The following is a 19,939-nucleotide window of genomic DNA, read 5'->3' on the forward strand; positions in this document are numbered from 1 at the left end:
CTACTCGGCGGCCAGACGGGTGGCGAGCTCATCTTCGGACATCAGGTCCGGATCGATGGCCATGAGTTCGCGCTTGGCCTTCTCTTTGAGTTCCACCACGGTAGCCCTGGACTGCTCGCCGATCCGGTCCACCTCCACGATGGTGTCCATGTGCTCGAGCACGGCGACGCGCTTCTCGAACGGCGCGGCAATCACGAACTGCAGGCCGAGGTTTTTGTAAAAGCTCATCATCTGCCGCTGGTTCTTGCCGTCCATCTTGGAGAAGGCCTCATCGAACATGGCCAAGGCAAAACCGGCGGGCTTGCCGGCACGACGCTCCGCGCTGCCGTAGACGGCGGCCAGCGAAGCGCCGATGGCAACGTAGATAGGCACCTGCTGTTCGGCGCCAGACCCGGTGCCGCGCCGCTGCTCCCAGCGGGTCGAGCGGCCGGTGGCCACATCCTCCATGTGGATCTCGAAGGTGTAGAAGTTGCGGTAGTCCTCGAACTGGGTGAAATCCTTGTCGGGGTCCTCGAGCAGCGCCTCGAGTGCGACGATCGTATCCTTGTGCGGGAAGTCATCGGGCACGTCGCCCCGGAACAGCATATCGAGCGCCTCCGGAGAGGTTTTGGCGATCTCGATGATCTTCAGGATGGGCTGGAATTCCACCATCTGGGTGCGGTGGAATGAGTATCGCTCGTTATGGAAGGGATGTGCGTAGAGGCTACGGTTCAACGATTGCAGCTCCCGCTCCATCTTTCCGATCCGGGCCGTGAGCGCGTTGATGAACTCGCCGCGCAGCAGGGTGGACGCCTTCTCCGCCGCTTCCCGCGCCTGCCGTTCGTACTGGCGCAGCTCGTTGGATTCGATATCCGAGATGAGCTGCTCCATCCACGGCTTCACCTCCCGCAGCGGCTCGCTTTCCGCGCCGACCTGCGAACTCATCCCGAACTGGTCAAAGTAATCGTAAAGAAGCTCGCGGACCCGTCGCTCGATCCGGGCGCGCTCGTTGTCGGACGCGTCCGCATCCTTCAAGGCCTTCTCGGCGATGGCCCGGTGTTTCTCCGCGGAGCCCTTTTGGGCTGCGGCATCGAGGCGGTCGCGGTAGACGGCCCTGCCTTTCGCGGTGGAGTAGAGTGAGAAGAACTTGCGGTATATCGACCGCGCGACCCTGAGGTTGAGTTCGGAGCCGGGCACGTTCTCGCCCTCTCCGAGCCTCCTCTCCGCCGACCTGACCTCGCCGTCGTGCTCGCCAAACGCCTTCTGCTGCGTCTTTCTCTCCTCCAGCCTCTTCTCCTTCAGCTTCTGCTGCGCCCTCTTTTTGTCGCGAAGCCCCCCGTCCCCCGCGCCGTCGAGAGCATCGAGCCTGGCCTGAGCTTCAGCGATCTCAGTCTGCGCGGCCGCGAAAGCGGCCGCGCAAGCCGCGAGGTCATTACGTTCCTCGCAGATGTTCTTCAGAGCGGCAAAAGCCTGCTCCGCGGCATGGGCCTCCTTTCCCTTGTCGGTCAGAATCCGACCCAGTTCCTCGGCCTGATCCTGCAGGGAGCGCAGGGCGTTCGCCTGGGCCGCCTTTCCGATCTTATGCTGCGAGGATTCGATCCAGCGATGGCTCCGGACGAGTCCGTCGTCGTAGAGGCCGTCCTTCATGATAGCCCGGCCGGGCCTGTTGAACTGGTCGAGCGTGTCCGCGAGACGGACATTGCCGTAGCGGCGCATGATGAAGGCCATCGCGTCCGGATCCTGGCTCCGGAAGATGGAGGGAAAAGTGCCGCGCTCCGGCTTGGCCCTGAACTGCTCGAGCTTGTTTAGGCTCACTAGCGATGCATGGCGAAACTCGCGGCGACCTTCCTTGAAGATTGACGTGGCGGCGCTGATATCCGCTCTGTCCACGAACACGGCTTCCCGGTCGCGGCCTAGGAGCGCCTCGGCGGCTCCTATCCACTCGGGTTCGGCGACGTCGATGATGTCGCAGAGCACGCGCGGCACCATTCCCCTCTGCCGCAGCCTGCGGCAAAGAAGTTCAGTGTCGTCGCCGAGATAGGCGCGCGCCCCTCCGGCGGCGTGCTGTCGGATCCGTTCGAGCACCTCGTCGCGGCGGCCTCGGAGCCCGGAAAGCTCCGCGATGATCGTTTGACGCGCTTCGTCGATCTTCGGCAGCCATTTGGCGCCGCTTGCCGCGAAGGACTTCTCGGCCGCGGTGACCTCGTCGGAGACGCCCTCGATGTCCGCCCCGGCGGTGGCCGTCACAAGACGCTCAAGCGCAGGAACGAAGTCCTCGAAACCGTCCGCGCACATCGCCCTTAGCGGCTCCAGGCGACGGATGTTCTCCATGCGAGCCTTGAAGTCCGCCGAGGCGCGGTGCGCCGCCTGCCCGGCCACATCGGCGGTCTGCTGCAGGGACTTTCTGCCGGTCTTGGCATCGTGCTCGGCGATCGCGGCCGTGAGCCGTTCGATCTCGTTGTCGACGGCCTTGACGTCGTCGTCGATGAATTCGAGTTCTTTTGCTGCGGCGTCCCGGCGCGCCATCTCGCTACGCCGCTTGGTCTTGAAGTCCAGGTTTGTCGCGCGCGCCGCGAGCCAAGTCGCGCGTTTTGCGATCCACTCCTCCCTGAACTTGGTCTCGAGCGCCTCTTCAAGGGTGCCGAGGACGCCCCGGAGCGCCCTCAGGGCTTCGAGCCTGAGGCGCATCTTTCGAATGGTTTCGCTGATGTTACGGTATGTCTGGATCGACTCGCGCAGCTCCTTGATGCCGATCGGACTGTCCTCGAGGATGTAGTTCCGCACGAACTGCGTGGCGGTCTGGTTGTGGTCGAGCGTCATCGCGTTGACGATTGATTTCTGCAGGGCGCTGGCGTTCTGCTCGCCATAGGGCGAATGCGGCAGAAGATGGCGCATGTACTCGCGGACGTAGTCGCTCGCCCGGTCGCGATGATTGACGAAGTTGCCTTCGCCGACCGCCGCGAGGACCCGGGCGCGCACGTCCTCCCATTGCGCCGGGAATTGCGACTTTCCTCGCTGCTCGATGAAGTCCTTGGAGCTCAGAACGGTCCCGACGGCGACGAACAGTGCCAGCACAGTCTCCCTGCTGTCGGATTTGCGCGCCTCGAGCGCCATGCCGATCGTGACCGGTGGCCGGGCGCCTTCCGTGTCTTGGAAGCCGAGCGCGATGTAAGTGCGCGCCTCGTCGCGCCGGCGCTGGTCTTCGCCGAGCGTCCCAAGGCAGTAATCGACGACGCTGCGCTTCGAGCCGCTGCGCGATTTTCCGCTATCGCCGGCGACCGCGTTCAGGCGCAAGAACCGCCGGCTCCCGCCGGTGAGGACGACCTGTGCCATGTCGAGGATCGTCGATTTGCCGGACCGGTTCTCGCCCAGCACCCCGACGTGTCCTGTCACGTCGATGTCGGCGACGTCGAACAGGTGCCAGTTCACCATCGTGAGGTGTCGCAGCTCCATCATGCCTCGTCTCCTGCGGGCTGCGGAAACCGCGCCTCCTCGCTACGGACGTAGCGCTCAAGCCGTTGGAGGGCATCGCCGCCACTAATCAGCTTGATCATCGGGCGGATCCTGATCTCGCAGTCCTGCTGCTCGTCGTCAAAATCACCGATCTCGACCAAACTGCGCTGGGCGGCCTCGCGCAGGATGTCCCGGAAGCGGGCGGGCGAGATCGCGCCACCGCCGCCGTGTTGGGCCATCTCGCGGTAGCGATCGAACAGGTCGTTCAAAGTGGCCACTACGACGGCTCGGTCCTCGACTGCTCCGACGTTCACCTCCTGCTGCCAGTAGGCCGCCAGCACCAGCATCACGATGGTTTCGTCGAGCTTCATCCGGGGCAGCGGCACGTCCTCGTCCATGGCGACGATGCCGGCCCACTGCGCCTCCGGATCGCGATGGACGCGGTATCCGCAACTATCGAAGAAGCCGTCGACCACGTCGCGGAAGCGGCCATCCATGATCGTGTTGTAGACTGTCCCGGTCCGGGGGTCTCCCGCGAACACGAACTGCCGCCGTAGCAGGAAGTGCAGCGCCTTGCGGAGGTCGGCTGCCTTTTCCGCGCCGAAGGAGCGCTCGACATTTTCGAATTCACTAAGCATGAGCCGCCCTCGCCTTCCGGACTGCGCCCGATCGCTTGACCAGGAAGTTTGCGCAACGGAGCCATTCGCTGTCGTGTGGTGGCGTGTCGGGGCACGGTTCGAGTTCGAACCCGGCCGCGACCTGCGCCGGAACCTCGCCCGTCAACGCATATCGGCGGGCGCAATCGAAGGCGAGGAAGTCGTCCACGGTGCCGATTTCCATGAAGCGGGCTTCCCTGGTCGCGAATGGCGGCACCTGGCCCTCGAGGAATCGTCTGACATCCTCGGGGCGGGGCGCGATGCGAGCGATGTACTCGAGGCGGAGCTTCTTGCGCAGTTCGTACAGCGGATCCGACGGCGGCTCGGAGAGCTCCCTTGCTTCGACGGGACGGCGCGGCTGCCTGGCCGGCGCCTGATGGTGCTCCGACCAGGGGGACCGCAACGGCTCGATGCTCCATTCGATTGCAGCCTTCTGGTGTCTGCCGTCGCGCAGTAGGGCATCCAGGCGCCGCACCAGGTCGCCGGCCCGGCCGACGAGTCCCTGCCCGCCCCGCTCGGCGTATTTAATGGTGTTGCGGACCCGGGCTTCGAGCTGCCTGCGGAAGGCCTCGATCCTATCGAACATCTCCCCGATCTGATCGAAGATGCTTTCGATGGCCAGCAGGTCGTCGGCCGCGGCCATTCGACCGTCCTCGAAGTCGGCTGCCATGCTGGAAGCTGTGTACTCCTCGGCGAGGACCTGCATGGTTTCCGGGGTGTAGGAGATCCTCCGCGCGAGGTCGACAATGGCGTCGCGGAAGCGGTACGGATGGTTGACGGTGAGGATGGACTCGAAATCCTTCAACAGGAGCTGGTCGACGAACTCCTCGAAAAAGGCTTCCAGCCGGGTAGCGACGGTTTTCGACTCCATGACGGTCCGTCGGACGCGCTTCAGGTCGGCCAGAATCGCACGCAGGCTCTTAGTGAACTGGTCGGCCTGATTGCGCGCCTCGCGGACGGCGAGCGCGGCTTCGCGCTGCTTGCGGTCGGTGATCTCGGGCCTCAGTTTTTCGACGGCCTCCAGGTTGAGGCGGATTTGCACGATCAAGCCGCCGAATCGCTGCGAGAGATCCTTGTTGAGGCTCGCGAGCCGCTGGATCACGAGCAGCGGTCCCATAGCCATGTCCACGGTGACGCGAAGCCCGTATTCCTCCTCTTCAAGCCATCCCCAGGCGAGCAGCCGGGCGTACAATTGTCGGGCAAGACCGAGCGCCTTGTCGCCCTTCTCGGAAGCGAGCGCGACGTCGGCCTTCCGGATCCGGCGGCGTCCCGCGGAAATCATTTCCGGCAGGCTGCCGAAATCATCGCCCTCGTTCCAGAGGGCGGGGTTGACGCGCATGACGTCGTAGATGGCGTGGACCACCTGCTGCGGCGTCGGGAACGACGGGGCGCCTGAAAAGAAGCGTTCATGTAGATCGAGCAGACACGCTGCGTACAGGTGCTTGTGATCGCGCGAAAAAGCTAGAAACGCATCGTCATGCAAATGGCGGAACAAGGTCAATGACGCAGCTCCTGGGCCCGACTTCATCTTGGGTCGGCGGCGTTAAACGCACGGCCTGCCGGGCAAAATGTTGTTGAGAGTGGGTTTGGAAAATACAACCGGAAGATCAGTTCTTAGTATGTTCTAATATAGCTTTCCAGCTCAATCGCTGTCGAGACTCCAAAAGTCCGATCGAAGCTAGTGCCGGTCGTGGATCGGAACAATCCGGCCTCAAGTCATTGAATTCATTGTTGTTACCGTTATGGCAAAATGGATACAAATTTGCTACCATTTTGGCAGGATGGATACAAAACCATTGTTACCACTCCGCCAAAATGGTAACAAATACCTATGAAGCAGTTTTCCAACATCGACCAAGTCATGTTCTCCGACCTGGTTCAGAAGGCGACCGACGCGGATTTCGACGAGAACTTCCCGGAAAACGGGACCTTTCTCAAACAGAAGCGAGCCAACCGCGAATACTATTACTACAAGGCCTACGAGCCCTCCGGTGGCGAGGGACCGACGAAGACGACTCTCAAATATGTCGGTCCGGCCGATGATCCCGAGATTGCCAAACGCGCGGAAGCTTTCCAGCGCACCAAGATTGGCTATCGCGCGCGACGCGAGCTGGCAGCGAAGTTGAGGCGGGCCGGCTACCCTGCCCCTCCCCACATGGAAGGTCTCGTCGTCAACGAACTCGCGCGCGCGGGACTCTTCCGGCTTCGCGCCACGCTCGTCGGTTCGATGGCCTATCAGACATACAGCGGCGTACTCGGCGTCAAGCTGCCCGACGAGCTCGTGACGACCGAGGATCTGGACATCGCGAAATTCTACGGCATCTCGATCTCGATCGATGAAAGCATGCCCGACATCGAAGAGATCCTGAAAAAGGTGGATCCGACATTTGCGCCCTCATTCTCCCCCGATGAAACCAAGCTGTTCAGCGGTTTTGCCAATGCCACCGGCTTCAAGGTCGAATTCCTTACACCAAACCGTGGCGACGAGGACTACTCCTCCAGACTGACGCAGATGCCTTCATTGGGACCGTCTGTAGGTGCGCAGGTGTTGCGGTTCCTAGACTACCTGATCCATGAGCCCATCCGCTCTGTGGTCTTGCACGACGCCGGAGTGCCGGTCCTTGTACCGGCCCCGGAGCGCTACGCCGTCCACAAACTGATCATCGCGACCAAACGGAATGTGTTCTTTGCGGATAAGGCCAAAAAGGACATCAACCAGGCTGGCGCGCTCATTCAAGCATTCAATGCCGTCAAACGTAGCAGCGACCTAGGCTTTGGGTGGATCGAAGCTTGGGAACGCGGAGCCAGATGGCGACGACGGCTTGGTGTTGGCGCCCTGCGTCTTTCGGACGACACTTTCGACATGCTCGCGAAGGGCGTAGCCGAAGCGGCCAAACTCGACGGCAAGCCGGCAGAGGAGTACGGGCTTACGGGAGGCAAGGAAGGTCTTCTGGCGCGCGTTTCAATTGCGAAGCCGACGGCGTCGCCAACGCCGTGATGCCAATTCGGTCGACGAGGCTGTCTCGCCCATCATCGGCGACGGGCGCGCCGGTGCTGCTGCTGATCATCGGCGGCGTCGGCATGCCGAATCACGTGATTGGCTCGCTGATCATCTCGCTGCCGATGCAGCTGACCATGTCGGTGATGTGCATCATGCCGTTCGATCAGCTCGGTCTTGCCGCCGACGCGCTCGAGGCTCAGCACGAAGTAGAGCTGGATCGGAACGTGCTGGCCTGTTTGATGGCCGGTCTGCTTGTTGTCCTCGACCGTGACCGGTTTTTCGATGACGAACGGACTGACGGGCTTGTCGGGGCCACCGCCATGACCTCCGCCCTGGCCCGGATTGCCGCCCGGGTGTCTTTTTCAAAGTCGCTTTCGGCGCGGCCAGCCCCTTGACCCAAGTCTCGTCCATCCTGCGCGAAGATCCCAATCTCAACGAGGACGCCGCTGCGGCGTTGGACGACCTGATCAAGGCGACGTACGCCCGACTGGCAGATACGAGCAGGGGCCCGTGATGGTTTTTTAATAATTTCAATAAGGTCGTGGGAAATCGCGGGGCTTCATACGCAATTGCGTATTATGCGCAGATATACGCGGACGCGTATAATCGTGCTGATATTCGCGATCGCGTATATTGACGATGTATACGCATTCGCGCATGGTAACCTATGGATACGATTGCCCGCACCCCCCAACAAGTTGGCGCCGGGATCAGGCGCTACCGGCGGCAGAAGAAGCTCACCCAGGCTGGCCTCGGTGAGAAGATGCATGCGCGTCAAGCGACGGTCTCGAAGCTGGAAGCCGGTGTACCTGCAACGCGGCTGCGCACCTTGATGGATGCGCTGGCCGCGCTCGACCTCGAGTTGGTCATCCGGCCGCGGACCAAATTGACGGCTGAAGCGATTGAGGATCTGTTCTGATGGCGCGTCGTCCTGCCCGCGCGCCGCTCAACGTCTATCTCAATGCACCGCTGGTCGGGCAGCTGCGGCGCGAGAGCAGCGGCGCAATCGATTTCCAGTATGACAAGCAGTGGCTCGCGTGGGAAAATGCCACCCCCGTTTCGGTGTCGCTGCCATTGCGGGAGGATCGTTATATCGGCGATCCCGTCGTCGCCGTTTTTGACAATCTTCTGCCCGATAATGACGACATCCGCCGACGCGTCGCCGAACGCGCGCATGCTGATGGCGCCGACGCTTACAGCCTGCTCTCCGCAATCGGCCGCGATTGCATCGGCGCGCTGCAATTCCTTCCCGACGGTGCCGCACCCGGGGGCGCCGGCGCCATTGATGGCCGCGCCGCTAGCGATCAGGATGTCGCCGCCATTCTCGGCAATCTTGCCAGCAATCCGCTCGGCATCGGCGCCGACCAGGACTTCCGCATTTCTCTCGCGGGCGCGCAGGAAAAGACAGCGCTGCTTTACTGGAAAGACAGGTGGCACGTGCCTCATGGCACGACCGCAACTACGCACATTATCAAGCCGCAGATCGGGAAGTTGCCGAACGGAATCGACCTGACCGGCAGCGTTGAAAACGAGCATCTGTGCCTTGAGCTGGTTGCGGCACTCGGCTTGCCCCGGCGGCCAATTCACCGTCGGCAGCCGCGGCATTCGCGGCTTTGCGACCGGCCGTCGCCAAATCAAGCATCATCGATTTCGCCGGACGCCGAGTGCTCGCAGTTGAGCGGTTCGATCGCATCTGGACGCGCGACGGCCGCCTGTTGCGGCCGCCGCAGGAAGACTGCTGCCAGGCGCTGTCTGTTCCACCCGCGCGAAAGTATGAATCCGATGGCGGACCCGGCATCCGCAAAATCTCGGATTTCCTCAAGGGCAGCGATACGCCTGAGGACGACCAGGCCATTTTCTTTCAAGGCGCAGATCGTGTTCTGGCTGCTCGCCGCCACCGATGGCCATGCGAAGAATTTTAGCGTTCATTTGGCGCCGGGCGGACGTTTTCATCTTGCCCCGCTTTACGACATCATTTCGACCCAACCGAGCTTGGACGCTGGACAGATCAGTCAAAACCAAATGAGGCTGGCCATGGCGATCGGCAGCAACCGGCATTACGTCGTCCACACGGTTCTCGGCCGACATGTCGTGCAGACTGCGAAAAGCTGCGGTCTCCCCGACAAAACAGTCAAGCTTGTCATCCAGCAGCTCGGCGATACAGCCGCAAAAGCCATAGATCAGGTGCTGAACGCGCTTCCAAAAGGATTTCCGGAGAAGATGGCCATATCGATTGCTGATGGCGCGAAGCGTCGTGTGAATTCGCTGGCTGCCCAGCCGGGCTGACTGCCCACAGCCAAACCAAGCGGAACGATCAAGGCAACAGAGATCAGAAATCCGCTCAAGGCGTGCAGCAAGCTCGCGGAGACGTCATAGAGTTCGGCCGGTTTGCGCAAGCTGCCAGCCGGCTACGATGACCTCCGTGAACGGTGGCAGGAAGACCGGATCGACCAATCCAAACCTGGATGCTGCCTACCAGAAGAGCAGCAGCGCGATCAGCAATAGGGAGCGTTGCCCGAAAGCAGCCAACCAGCGGCTCAAGAAACGGGCCCGGTTCTCGAACGGCGATTGCCGCTCTCCTTCGACGGCGAGCGGCCCGCGCCGTCCGTATGCAAGCTCCAAAAGCGACTGCGTTTCCAAACTAACCATGAGCGACGTCCTTCACTTCACGCTCGACGCGCTGAGGCCGCCCGTCAACTGCCCCCTTGAGCCTCTTCCGCTCACGCCGAGGTCATGGAGTGAAGGGCTTAAAACCTATCGCCAGCCAAAACACAAACTTCAGTTCGATGCGCTTCCGCCATTCCGTCGACTCGCACATCAGGAGGTTTCCGACCGCAATCCGCGTCACGTGACCGACACCGCCATTTCGCCAGCCGCTTCAAGCTGGTGATCGACAGGTCGAGCGAGATGACAAGGGGACATATTCTATCTTTCGAGAACGCAGAGGCAAAGCGCGGGTGCCGCGCAATCTGCGGAAATCTGCGATTGCCTTCCCTAGGAGCGGATGTGAACTTTAGAGGCCCGCGCCGCAGTATATCTACGGCATCGTTACTGTGGTGAAGAAGCAACCTTAAGCTTGGTTCCGCGAGCGACAACTCACTTCAGACTTCACAAATGTCGATGAGCGAGTCACTTTTGGCCCAGCATCGAGATGCGCCAGAGGCTTGCCGGAAGGCAACTATTTGACAAGCGTCTGACGGCGCCAGCTCTCGACAGCCTTATCGAGCGTCGCCGCAGCCGCTGGGTCGGCCCAACGATCCCAGAACTGGATCGTGCCGCTAAGCGGTTCGTTTATCGGTTTGGCAATGCGGATACGCGTGGGCAGTAGAATCGCATCGCCAACGACGAGTGCTTCGCCCGTGTCGAGGACCGGAAGCAGGTCGCCGAAGCCGCCGAGGCTGTCGGGCAGCAGCCGCCGCACGACGGCCTGGTCGTCACCGTTGGTTAGCCGCATCGCGATGAGATTGTTGCACTGGCTGGCGACCGTGCGGTTCACTTCGGCGGGGCGTTGGCTGATCACCACCAGTCCGACGCCATATTTCCGCCCCTCCTTGGCGATGCGCTCGAAGGTAGCGATCGCATTCTCCGCGGCGCCCGAAGTCGGATCCTGTGGAATATAAAGATGTGCCTCGTCACAGAACAGTGCCACCGGATGGCGAAGCCCCTGCGCGCTCCACTGCTGCACGTGGAAGGCCATGCGCGCGACCATGCCGACGATCAGCGGCAAAATGTCGGAGGGAACTTCGGAGAAGTCGATGATCTTGACGCCACCGTGGCCGCCTTTGGCCGTCCTGCCACCGAGCAGCAGCTCAACTGCGCGATCGAGCCAATCATAGCTGTCCGCCACGCCGGACGCAGGGAATAGGAAGCCGAGGCGCCGATCGGTGCGTTTGCCCTCGAGGCGCTGGATTAGCCGGCTGAGCTTGCTGTGGAAATCGCCCTGCTTCTCCCCCGTCCTGGCTCCCGGTACCATCTCTGTGTTGAGCCGGTTGAGCTCGCCGAGCACGGTTTCCATCCTGAAAGGCACCGGGCTGTCGATCGTGAAGTTGGCGAGCACCTCGACATGACCGCCGGCTTCCAGGAAGCCCGTCTTGGCGTCCACGACGGTACGCGACATGATCATGGCCTGGTTTGGGGCGTTCTGATCGGAGCGGTCAACAAACATCGAGACAAGCGCCTCGTAGCTCATAAGCCAATAGGGCAAATGCAGCACACCATCGTTCAGCCCCTTCCCCGCTTCGATGTCGCTTGGGCCCGCGACACGAAGATGGACGAAACCGTCGCCAGCCATGGACGCATATTCTCCGTGCATGTCGAACACGATGGCATTGGCGCTGTCGAGCTCGGCGATTTGCTCGAGCAGGCGGGCGGTCGTCCACGACTTGCCCGAGCCGGTGCTGCCCACGATGAGCGCATGACGCTGGAACAACCGATTGCCATTGACGAACGCCTGAGCGTTGGGATCGAGCGTATAGGCGCCAAGCGACAGGCGCTGCGCGCCGCCGGTCACCTCCGAAATCACGCCCATGAATCGCGTAAGGCACTCGCCTTCGAGAGCGAAGCAGCAGGCATCGATCTCCGGGACGGTCTCAAGCGTCCGGCGGAAGACATTGGCGCGCGGTCCGTCCCGATCGAGCAGCGTGCCGATCAACATAATCCGCACCAGATTGACTTCGGGATGCGCGGCCTCGCCTAGCTCGACATCGGCGATCTTCGCTTCACCGAGCGCGGTACGGATGATCTTTTGGATCACGCCAATCAACTTGTGGCCGGCAAGGCTGCTCTGGAGCGCAACCAGCCGGTTCACCTGCAGCGCCCGCAGCGCCTCGACATCATCGACGTGGACGATTACCGTGGTCGTGTCGACCGATTGGACGCGGCCAAGCGCTTCTTCGTCCGCAAAATTCAGAATGCTCACGCGGAAACTCCTGTCATCTCATTGAGGAAGCGGTCGAGTCGCCAGATCGGTTGATCTACGTCAAACCCGTTGGGCACGTCGTGCATGTAGGCGCGCGCGCCTATCGTCCCCTCCTCGATCGCGAGATAGCGCCGGCAGCGTCCGCCGCCGAGGAAGGTCCGGGCGGACGTAGTCAGCTCTTTGGTAATCACGACAAGCGGGACGGAATCGCGGTCGCAACGCTCGATCAGCTTGGTCTGAAGATGCTCGTCGTTGAAGCCATAACCAACGCAGAAATAGGCGCGGGCGTTCTCCAGCGCGGCATCGCTGCGGCCTAGGATCGTTCGGAACGGCTCGCCATGTGTCAGCCGGTATTTGTCGATTCCCGGCGTGATCATCAGCGGCGAGTATCCGGCCGGCACGTCGGGCATTCCGCGGACGCCGATGATCTGGCCAGCGGAATCCTGGAACCAGTCGAGAGAGCCATGCACTTTCCAGACGGCAACGGTACGGGTCACCTGCCGATTGACGAAAATGCGCGTGTTCGAATCGCGGGCGCGCGATTGCAGATAACCGTAGTTGAAGCCGGTGAACGTGCTTACATCGGCGGCGTCCGCGGCATATTCGGCAAGCCGGTCATAGTTTGGCGTGACGACATTAACGGTCTTGTGCGTGCTGTCGAAGAGATGGAGGTACAGCCGCGAGAGCGGCAGCGCGCGCCGGTCCGCCACAAGCGTCTGGAGGACGCGAAGATCGTGCGGCAGCAAGAAGGCGCGGGTCTCGCTGGCGATGAACTGGGTCTGGCGTTCCGTCGGGCGCACGGCCTGGAGGGCGCTTTCGAGATCATCGCCGGCCGCAAGCTGCGCGATGAACTTATCCCATTCGCTCCTCTCGTCTGCTGTCCAGCTTGTGGGCGGCTTGACAGCGGAAAGCTGCAACGCCAAGGCGCCCATGCCGGGCACACCGTGCGCAGCCGAGGCGCCGCTGCCCAGAATGATCACCGGTGCGGCGCTGAGCGCCGCCTGCGCGAATTCCTGCGCGATCTCCGGCGCGCTCTTGGCCGCCATACAGTCCCTTCCCGGCCAACGCCGACTGTATCCACTACAGCCGTCGTCATCCCTATGAGATTTAGTGAATGGATCAATTTCGGCGAGGATTGCATCCTCGCTAAATCTGAAATTAGCCCTTAGCCGATCAGGTTACGCTTGGTGTCGAGACGACGAAGGGCCTGCAGGACCGTGAACTTTCTCGGATTGATTTTCCCCAAAAGGAAGTCCGAGAAGCATGTCGACGCAAACTCCGCGTCGCGGACGGCTTTTGTAGTTAGAGATAATGATCTCGAGACTTGCATTCTGCAATCCATCTAAGCAACGTTTTTCATTTGATGTGGACGAGGCTCCAGCATTGCCGTCGAAACACTCCTGCCAAACGCGGTAGACGCCACATCAAGCAGGTGCTGGTGATGGGTGAAGAAAAGCACCTGCGTTTTCTCCGCAAGCAGTTGCAACAGCCTGAAACCGGCCGAGGCGCGCGCATCGTCATAATTGATGAACAGATCATCGGCAATAAATGGCACCGGCGCAGCATGCATCAGATACTCTTCAACGGCAGCAATGCGCAGCGCGAAAAAGAGCTGATCGGCGGCTCCTTCGCTGAGACCTGATACGGGCACCGCTCCACCGTCCCCACGCACGCCCGCCAGATGTGGCACATCTTTTTCGTCGTATTCGAGCGTAAGGCGTTGGAACGAGCCGCCGGTCAGAATAGAGAACAGCTCCCCTGCCCGTTTGAGCAATGGTGCCTGCTTTTCGCGCCTAAACCGCTCGATCGCCCACCTCAGGATGATGGTTGCGGAGCGAACGCGCGCATACTGCGCCGCCACCTCCTTCATCTCGGCCAAAGCCAGCTGACGATCACCAGCAGCTTTGGCCGCAGCGGCGTCGCCGCCGACGGCTTCGAACAAACGCTCAGCATCATTGCGACTCTGAATTGCGATCAGCTGGCGTTCCCTGGCATCTTTGAGTATTGCCTTCAGCGTTTGCTCCCGAGCCGTTGTTTGATCGAGATCGGCGCTGCGGCATTCCTCGGCGAGTTGTTCGACACCAAGCCCATCGCCATCAGCCTCAAGCGTGGTCCGCAAGCGCGATCGCTCATCCCTAAGCGCGCGTTGTAGATCGGACTGAAGAATAGCCGCTCGCAATCTGTCGATCGAATCGACGGCTGCGGCCCTCTTGAGGCGATCTATTACCGCCTCGGCGTCCGTCCTGGACTTGTCGCATTCTTCCAATTTCTTCTGCAGGCCCTGCATCGCCTCAGCTTTTTCGTCGCGGGACACGACAGTCTGCCTCGCCGCATTCAATTGCGCATGGAGTTGGAGGATTGCTTCATCTGCATTCTGCCCGGAAAACCGCGGCGCGATCGCATTTACGAGCTTTTCGACATCATCGGTAAACGCCGTGATGTCCCGCTCGATCTTTCCAATGCGCTCGTGCTTCAAATCCGCGATCTTGGCAGACGTCTCCCGCATCTGATCGATTGCTTCGATTTGCGCTTGAATGGTCTCAAGCGGGGCTTCGGGTAACAGATTGATACCCCTCAGGGCCTCCCTCCATTGCGCATTCCAGACATCACGCTCTTTCGCAGCGTTTTCAACAGCCACGCGCCTGCGTTCGACTTCTGTTGCGACCTTCCGTTGCTCTAGCGCGAGTTCATTCCTCTTTTGTGTGTTGCCCTCCTCCATACGGAGGCGCGCTTCGGCAGCCGCAAGAATTCCGTTCAGCGGCAGACTATCTGCCGAGGCTGCGATTGCCGTGTCCGCCATCAAGCTGGCGAGCTGTTGCTTGGCTTTTGCAATTTGCTGCTGGAGCGAGGACTCTGCATGAAGCGCGGCGTCACGCTTGGCGATTTGATCGAGCACGCCAGCCCTTGCATCGAGCCAATCCAGCATTTCGTCCGGAGAACGCGGGTTATCGGTAACCTGTTTCCACAGGATCGCCCAGGCCTCGGCCAATGCCTTCTGCTCTTCGGCTAACGAAAACAGCTCCTGCTTGGCGGATTCAAGGACGTCTTGCTCTTCAGCGATTTGCCGCGCCAGCACCATGGCCGCAGCCGTCGACTGCGCATTCTGAAAACGACGGTCCGCCGCGGCGTCGGCGTCTTCGATGGCCTTCACATACGCATTGAGCAGCGGCTCGCCGCTTGTAAAAGCGAGCTCCTCCGATTCTGGCACCATGATCTTGTCGACATGTCTGCGCCTGATGATAGACCATCCGGCATCCCGCCGTTCGCGCAGTTTCTTCAACTCCTCAACGCCGACAATTCTTTCATCTGACACAAGACGAGCATAAGACTTTAGATTGTTTTCGACTGTACGGGTCAGCTCACGCGTCACAGCTTGCTGGCGCTGAATACGCGCCTGAAGCTCGCGGGCAGCATCGCGATGCACCCTTACCGCCTCTTCCGCCGGACTTTTCAACGCCTGCAAACTCGTTTCACTCACGATAGGCGGATTCATATCAGCCATTTGCCGCTGACATGATCTATCGGCATCCTGATGCTCTTGATGGATACTCAGAAGACGCGCATCGAGATCGCCAAAAGCACGAATGGACTCGACGACCCCAGCCAGCGCCGAAAGGTCTTTCTGCGCTCCGAGCGTTTCAATCCGTGCCTGGATATCAGCGAGTTTCTCGCTGGCGCCCTCTAGCGCTGCTTCAGCGCTATCAACGGCGGCAAATCGGCTGCCACGCGATGTCAACAGTCCGCGGACTGCTGCAACCTTGGCCCGCGGCGGAATTCTCTCGACCAGGTCGGCGACGGGACCTGTCCAACCCAATTCAATCGCCGCGCGCTTCAGGCCTTCTTCCGCTGCGGCGAGTTCGGCCCGCCGCTTCGGTAAGTCCGTCCGGCCCGAAGAGAGCTGTATGCTGCGGTTCGAGAGGCGTTCAATCTCCGTTTGGTGGAGCAGAACGCTATCGTCAACCACAAGTCCGGAAATTTCCGCGCCGATTGTTGCAATCTGTTCGCGGAATGCGCTTATGCGCACTTCTGCAGCAGCGTTATCGCCCGAGGCCTCCTCAAATTGCCTAGCCGCGTCGGGAGGTAATTCGACCACCGCGCCGAGGTCCACTATCTCGGTTTCAATCTCTTGAAGCCGACGCACACCGCGATATACGCGCCGGACTCGAGAAATCTTTGCAAGTTCGGAAACTTGCTCTTCGATTTCCTTCTCGATCTGATTGCAAAGGCCGCGCGCCTCTTCAAGGGCGGATTTCAATTCCTGCCATTTGCTTGCGCTCACCATGTGTTGACGCAACGCCGCATCAGCCTCTTTAAGGCGGTCTTCCGCTTGGTAGTATTTTCGGTGTCCCGCCTTGCGGCTGGCCCAGAGCCCATCCGCCTCTGCCTGCATCGCACCCAACCGATCGCGGAGACCTGACACACCGGCCCCTGCGGCGAACAATGCCGCGCCGATATCATCCTTGGCCTGGGTGATATCCCGTCCGCCAGCCCGCAGGCGCTCATGGTCAAGACAGAACATCCGGCAGAAAAACGCGCGGTCCATCCCGCCGAGCAAAGGAGCAAGCAGGCCATCGCCAGCCGCAATCGGCAGATCGTCCGGGCCGAGAAGCGTGTCCTTGTTGCCCTTGCGACGCCGGACCGAAAGCAGCGCGCCGTCGCGTTCTAGGGCGGCGCCGATGCGCAGCGCCGCATTCTCATGCAGGAAATTACGGGATGATTGCCCGGGAATACCGAAGAGCAGATCTTCAATCGCCGACATCGTCGTCGACTTTCCAGCCTCATTCTCGCCATACACGATATGAAAGTCAGGTTCGCCTGACGGAAAATGAAGCGTCGTGCCGGTGAAATGTCCGTAACGGATCAGGTCAAGAGAACGAATACGCACGGATCAACGCCTTTCCGCGGTCAGACGTGCGCTCAGATATTCGCCAGCCTGCTCAATCACAACCGAGTATTGTTTCGCGATCACCGCTTCGAGAAGACAATCGTCAATATCAAGTGCCGCGTCGTGAGGAAGCCTGCGGACAAGGTCGCCCAGATCGTTCGCGATTTCTGCCTGGAGATCGGAATCCCCCGCAGCCTGAGCTAGCAGGACTTTGAGATCGTTGATCGCGCTGCCCGCTGACTGGATAGAAACTGCCGTCGCAGGCACGGTCGCATTGATCACACGTTCGATCCATGCAACCTCTTCGCCAAGAGCCAGTGCTGCGGCTCTCGCTTCAGCCAACAATTGCGGCGCAGACGCCATCAGTTCGGCGTGAAGAGCCGTCGGGCCACTTAGTTTGATGCGACAAGCCAGCAGTCGGCCTTCTGCGTTCTTGGCCGCCTCGTCGATCGAACGTTTGATTTGATCTACAACATCCCCGAACCGCGCGCTACCACTGACCGGTACATCGACATGCATCCACCGCACGACATCCGTTTGGAGCAGCTCAACGCCTTCGATCGCTCCGTCTTGGACCGTAACGAGCTGCGCCGATTTCGGGCCGGCTTCGCGGATGTGGCGCCCCTGTAGATTGCCGCAAAACACCACGTGCGGATTTTGATGCAGTACGCCGCCCTGATGCACGTGCGCGAGCGCCCAATAGTCGTACCCCTTGTTAACCAACTCTTCGAGCGTGCAAGGGGCGTAGTTCTCGTGAGAACCACCCATTCCGCCGAGTGCAGTATGCAGCACGCCGATGTTGAAATAGCCTTTGATCGGCGCGGGATAGGCTGCTGCCAGATTTTCCGTCGTCGCCTGCAGGCGGAAGCTTTGACCGTGAAGGGCGACGCGGCAATCATCGAGCTTGAAAGTTTGGGGCTTTCGATAGCTAAACACCTCAACATTGTCAGGAAGCGTCAGCCGCTTCGTGATTTGGCTTTCGGCGTCATGATTGCCGTGCAACACGAAGGCGGGGATTTTCGCCCCCCGCAAACGACCCATCTGCCGAACGAAAAACAGGCCGGTGTGAAAATCGCGCCAATCGCCGTCGTAGAGGTCTCCGGCGATGACCACGAAAGCCGCCTGTCTATCGATCGCCTGAGTAATGAGGTCCTCAAAGGCAGTTCGGGTCGCCGTTCGAATGCGCTCGGCCGCTGGCCCCTCCTGTCCGCTCAGGCCTCTCAGGGGGCTGTCCAGATGTATGTCGCCGGTATGGATAAATTGGAAAGTGCTCACAACAGGACTCGCTTAATTCCAATCAGAACAAACTAGTAAAATCCTTTTATCGCAATCTTGAGCGGAGCGTTGTCACCAAGTATCCGCAAACGCGGAAAGGGATTGTCGATGAGGACTCGAAGGGGCCGCCGAATTTGAGGGCGACGCGAAGATTCGGTGGCACGTTTAACATGAGTATCGCGTTATCCATGTTGCGGACAGCGTGTCTTCGGTAACGGTTCGGACAAGGTCTTATCTGAGCTAGCTCCCCAGTCCTGCGAGCCGCTTTCCTAGCGACCTCGCGTCGAAATTCTCGCAAATGCGGCGATCGGCTGGGAACACACACCGTGCCGCAACCGCGGTTTATCCGCCCAGGACCTTCGTCAGATGACGACTTTGGTTGTCAGACCGGCCCAAGACAGGCCGCTGCGACATCGACTTCGTAGTCGATACTGCCGCCTCGTCGCAACGTAAGACGCCGCCATAATGGTAAAGAGGCTCTTCACTGCGGAAGGCAGCAATCCTGCCGCGCGATGGAATTATCGCTAAAAACATGGAGCGCCGCCGTGGCCGGAGAGTAGTCGCGGGCCTTGTGGTAACCAATGCAATAGGATCGCACTGCTTTTCGGCCCCTTAGAAATCGACCCGATTACAGCCGATTCGTTGTCGTAGCCAAACGGGGCTCCGAGCTTGTGCAGTGGAAGTGCAAGCGCGAAAACGAACCCACAATTCACGCGGCTCGTTCAAAGAATCGGAGCTATCGCTTTGGAGACGACCAACTTTGGTCACTCTCACGGAACCCGATCGCAGCGAGCCGAATTGCCGAGGTACCCGATCACTTCCAGTTGTCGCTCCTCGGAGAGACTTAAAGCCTTCGCGACGATCCCCCAACTTCATCTTCTGCAACTCCGGAGTCAGAAACTCTGGTACGGAGCATCCGAAGCAGCCTCGCTGCTCGGCATCGATCGAAAGCTGCTGCTGCGTGAGCTCATTCGGCTTGAGTCTTGATCTGGACCCGGGCCCGTCGGCCGGACACCGTCCAGAACGGAAACTTACCTCGTCACGAAGAGGAAAATTCGTCAATTTCTGCCAGGCACCGCAGATATCAAGCGAATTTCATCATTTCGCGCTGGAGTTCATCGAAGAAATCAACTGCATCGATGTACCCATGCGGTACTGCAGGTACGCCATCGCCGCCAATGATCACGCTAATACCAATTTGGGATTTATCGATATCAGATTGGAATGGATGCGCGTGCAGGCCGATCGCGAGTGAGCGCCCCTTGTTTTCAGGCGGTGATGTGCGACTCGAAGAAGTCGAACAGCGCGATACAATCGAAAAGGGGTCGCCCTTTAGCGACCCCTTTGCCGGTTGCAATCGACTTCGGGATGAAATTCCAGCCCCGGCGAGGGTCAAATTATCGGTATCTAAATGCCAAGTGAACTCCGTACAATTACGGTGCGGTCGCGCTGTAAGAATTCCTCCGCGCACGAAGGAATCCGCGTGCGTCACTCCTCGGTAGCGCGCTCAACCTTTCCACTGACGCCAAATGGACGGGACACCTATAGCAAGTGCCCCACCTCACCAGGGCTGGGCGTCCTGGATTGTTTAAGCCTTTAAGCGCGACTGCGATCCATATCGCGCGAAGGCGTGCAGCTCGATATCCGTAAACGGCTCGCCTAACGCGATCAGAGGCCGGTGATCCGGCCGCGGGTACAGAAGCGATCGCGCGTCAGCGGCCGGATCAGAGATCAGCTGGTAGCGCGCGAAGACCTCAGCACATTGGGCGGCG

General features: G+C 60.4%; 13 protein-coding genes and 2 pseudogenes. 8 read left to right on the forward strand and 7 right to left on the reverse strand.

Features of this window, described 5'->3' with window-relative positions:
• From I6F24_RS29355 to I6F24_RS29365, 3 genes are read right to left on the reverse strand one after another with little or no spacing between them, the layout of a single operon-like run.
• Positions 1–3,435 carry an SbcC/MukB-like Walker B domain-containing protein gene (locus I6F24_RS29355; protein ID WP_225129743.1) on the reverse strand — a complete coding sequence of 1,145 codons (3,435 nt, stop codon included), beginning with the start codon at positions 3,433–3,435 and terminating at the stop codon, positions 1–3.
• Positions 3,432–4,070 (reverse strand): DUF4194 domain-containing protein, encoded by a 639-nt coding sequence (locus tag I6F24_RS29360; protein WP_128932111.1) that lies wholly within the window; start codon positions 4,068–4,070, stop codon positions 3,432–3,434. Before I6F24_RS29360 ends, I6F24_RS29355 begins: the two co-directional genes overlap by 4 nt.
• Positions 4,063–5,589: a Wadjet anti-phage system protein JetA family protein gene (locus tag I6F24_RS29365; protein ID WP_225129745.1), complete on the reverse strand. Its 1,527-nt coding sequence runs from the start codon at positions 5,587–5,589 to the stop codon at positions 4,063–4,065. Before I6F24_RS29365 ends, I6F24_RS29360 begins: the two co-directional genes overlap by 8 nt.
• Positions 5,590–5,919: 330 nt before the next feature.
• On the opposite strand from I6F24_RS29365, the gene I6F24_RS29370 reads away from it, so the two are divergent.
• The 7 genes and pseudogenes from I6F24_RS29370 (at position 5,920) to I6F24_RS29390 (ending at position 9,979) form a co-directional block, all read left to right on the forward strand.
• A complete protein-coding gene (locus tag I6F24_RS29370) occupies positions 5,920–7,086 on the forward strand; it encodes a GSU2403 family nucleotidyltransferase fold protein (protein WP_225129747.1) in 1,167 nt (388 codons plus the stop codon).
• 53 nt (positions 7,087–7,139) lie between these two features.
• Entirely contained in the window at positions 7,140–7,484 is a 345-nt protein-coding gene (locus I6F24_RS29375) for a hypothetical protein (protein WP_225129749.1), read from the forward strand.
• A gap of 272 nt (positions 7,485–7,756) precedes the next feature.
• Entirely contained in the window at positions 7,757–8,008 is a 252-nt protein-coding gene (locus I6F24_RS29380; protein ID WP_225129751.1) for a helix-turn-helix transcriptional regulator, read from the forward strand.
• Positions 8,008–8,631: pseudogene (locus I6F24_RS37670) on the forward strand (HipA N-terminal domain-containing protein); the annotation flags it as partial. The gene I6F24_RS29380 and the pseudogene I6F24_RS37670, both read left to right, overlap by 1 nt.
• 122 nt (positions 8,632–8,753) lie before the next feature.
• Positions 8,754–9,011 (forward strand): HipA domain-containing protein, encoded by a 258-nt coding sequence (locus tag I6F24_RS37675; protein WP_345944125.1) that lies wholly within the window; start codon positions 8,754–8,756, stop codon positions 9,009–9,011.
• A pseudogene (locus tag I6F24_RS37680) lies at positions 8,953–9,375 on the forward strand (HipA domain-containing protein); the annotation flags it as partial. The gene I6F24_RS37675 and the pseudogene I6F24_RS37680, both read left to right, overlap by 59 nt.
• A 127-nt stretch (positions 9,376–9,502) precedes the next feature.
• Positions 9,503–9,979 (forward strand): hypothetical protein, encoded by a 477-nt coding sequence (locus I6F24_RS29390; RefSeq protein WP_225129753.1) that lies wholly within the window; start codon positions 9,503–9,505, stop codon positions 9,977–9,979.
• Between the two features lie 288 nt (positions 9,980–10,267).
• Here I6F24_RS29390 and I6F24_RS29395 read toward each other — a convergent pair whose 3' ends face one another.
• The 4 genes from I6F24_RS29395 to I6F24_RS29410 all read right to left on the reverse strand — a co-directional run bounded on the left by I6F24_RS29395 (position 10,268) and on the right by I6F24_RS29410 (position 18,167).
• Complete coding sequence (locus I6F24_RS29395; RefSeq protein ID WP_225129755.1) at positions 10,268–12,007, reverse strand: ATP-binding protein; 1,740 nt, start codon at positions 12,005–12,007, stop codon at positions 10,268–10,270.
• Positions 12,004–13,053: an SIR2 family protein gene (locus I6F24_RS29400; RefSeq protein ID WP_225129757.1), complete on the reverse strand. Its 1,050-nt coding sequence runs from the start codon at positions 13,051–13,053 to the stop codon at positions 12,004–12,006. The genes I6F24_RS29395 and I6F24_RS29400 overlap by 4 nt, the downstream gene beginning before the upstream one ends.
• A gap of 296 nt (positions 13,054–13,349) precedes the next feature.
• The gene (locus I6F24_RS29405) at positions 13,350–16,892 is read right to left on the reverse strand and encodes a YhaN family protein (RefSeq protein WP_225129759.1); all 3,543 of its coding nucleotides are present in this window, start codon (positions 16,890–16,892) and stop codon (positions 13,350–13,352) included.
• A 3-nt stretch (positions 16,893–16,895) separates the two neighbouring features.
• On the reverse strand, positions 16,896–18,167 hold the full coding sequence (locus I6F24_RS29410) for a DNA repair exonuclease (protein WP_225129761.1): 1,272 nt from the start codon (positions 18,165–18,167) through the stop codon (positions 16,896–16,898).
• Positions 18,168–19,143: 976 nt separating this feature from the next.
• On the opposite strand from I6F24_RS29410, the gene I6F24_RS29415 reads away from it, so the two are divergent.
• Positions 19,144–19,422, forward strand: coding sequence for a hypothetical protein (locus tag I6F24_RS29415; RefSeq protein ID WP_225129763.1), 279 nt, complete (start codon positions 19,144–19,146; stop codon positions 19,420–19,422).
• Positions 19,423–19,939: the final 517 nt, after the last annotated feature.

The organism is Bradyrhizobium sp. BRP23 (genome assembly GCF_020194135.1).
Classification (GTDB): Bacteria; Pseudomonadota; Alphaproteobacteria; order Rhizobiales; family Xanthobacteraceae; genus Bradyrhizobium; species Bradyrhizobium yuanmingense.

Bases quoted from the DNA above. Each gene is read 5' to 3' on its own strand.
- I6F24_RS29380 (WP_225129751.1), top strand. From the start codon at position 7,757: ATGGATACGATTGCCCGCACCCCCCAACAAGTTGGCGCCGGGATCAGG.
- I6F24_RS29390 (WP_225129753.1), top strand. From the start codon at position 9,503: ATGACCTCCGTGAACGGTGGCAGGAAGACCGGATCGACCAATCCAAAC.
- I6F24_RS29355 (WP_225129743.1), bottom strand. From the start codon at position 3,435: ATGATGGAGCTGCGACACCTCACGATGGTGAACTGGCACCTGTTCGAC.
- I6F24_RS29370 (WP_225129747.1), top strand. From the start codon at position 5,920: ATGAAGCAGTTTTCCAACATCGACCAAGTCATGTTCTCCGACCTGGTT.
- I6F24_RS29360 (WP_128932111.1), bottom strand. From the start codon at position 4,070: ATGCTTAGTGAATTCGAAAATGTCGAGCGCTCCTTCGGCGCGGAAAAG.
- I6F24_RS29400 (WP_225129757.1), bottom strand. From the start codon at position 13,053: ATGGCGGCCAAGAGCGCGCCGGAGATCGCGCAGGAATTCGCGCAGGCG.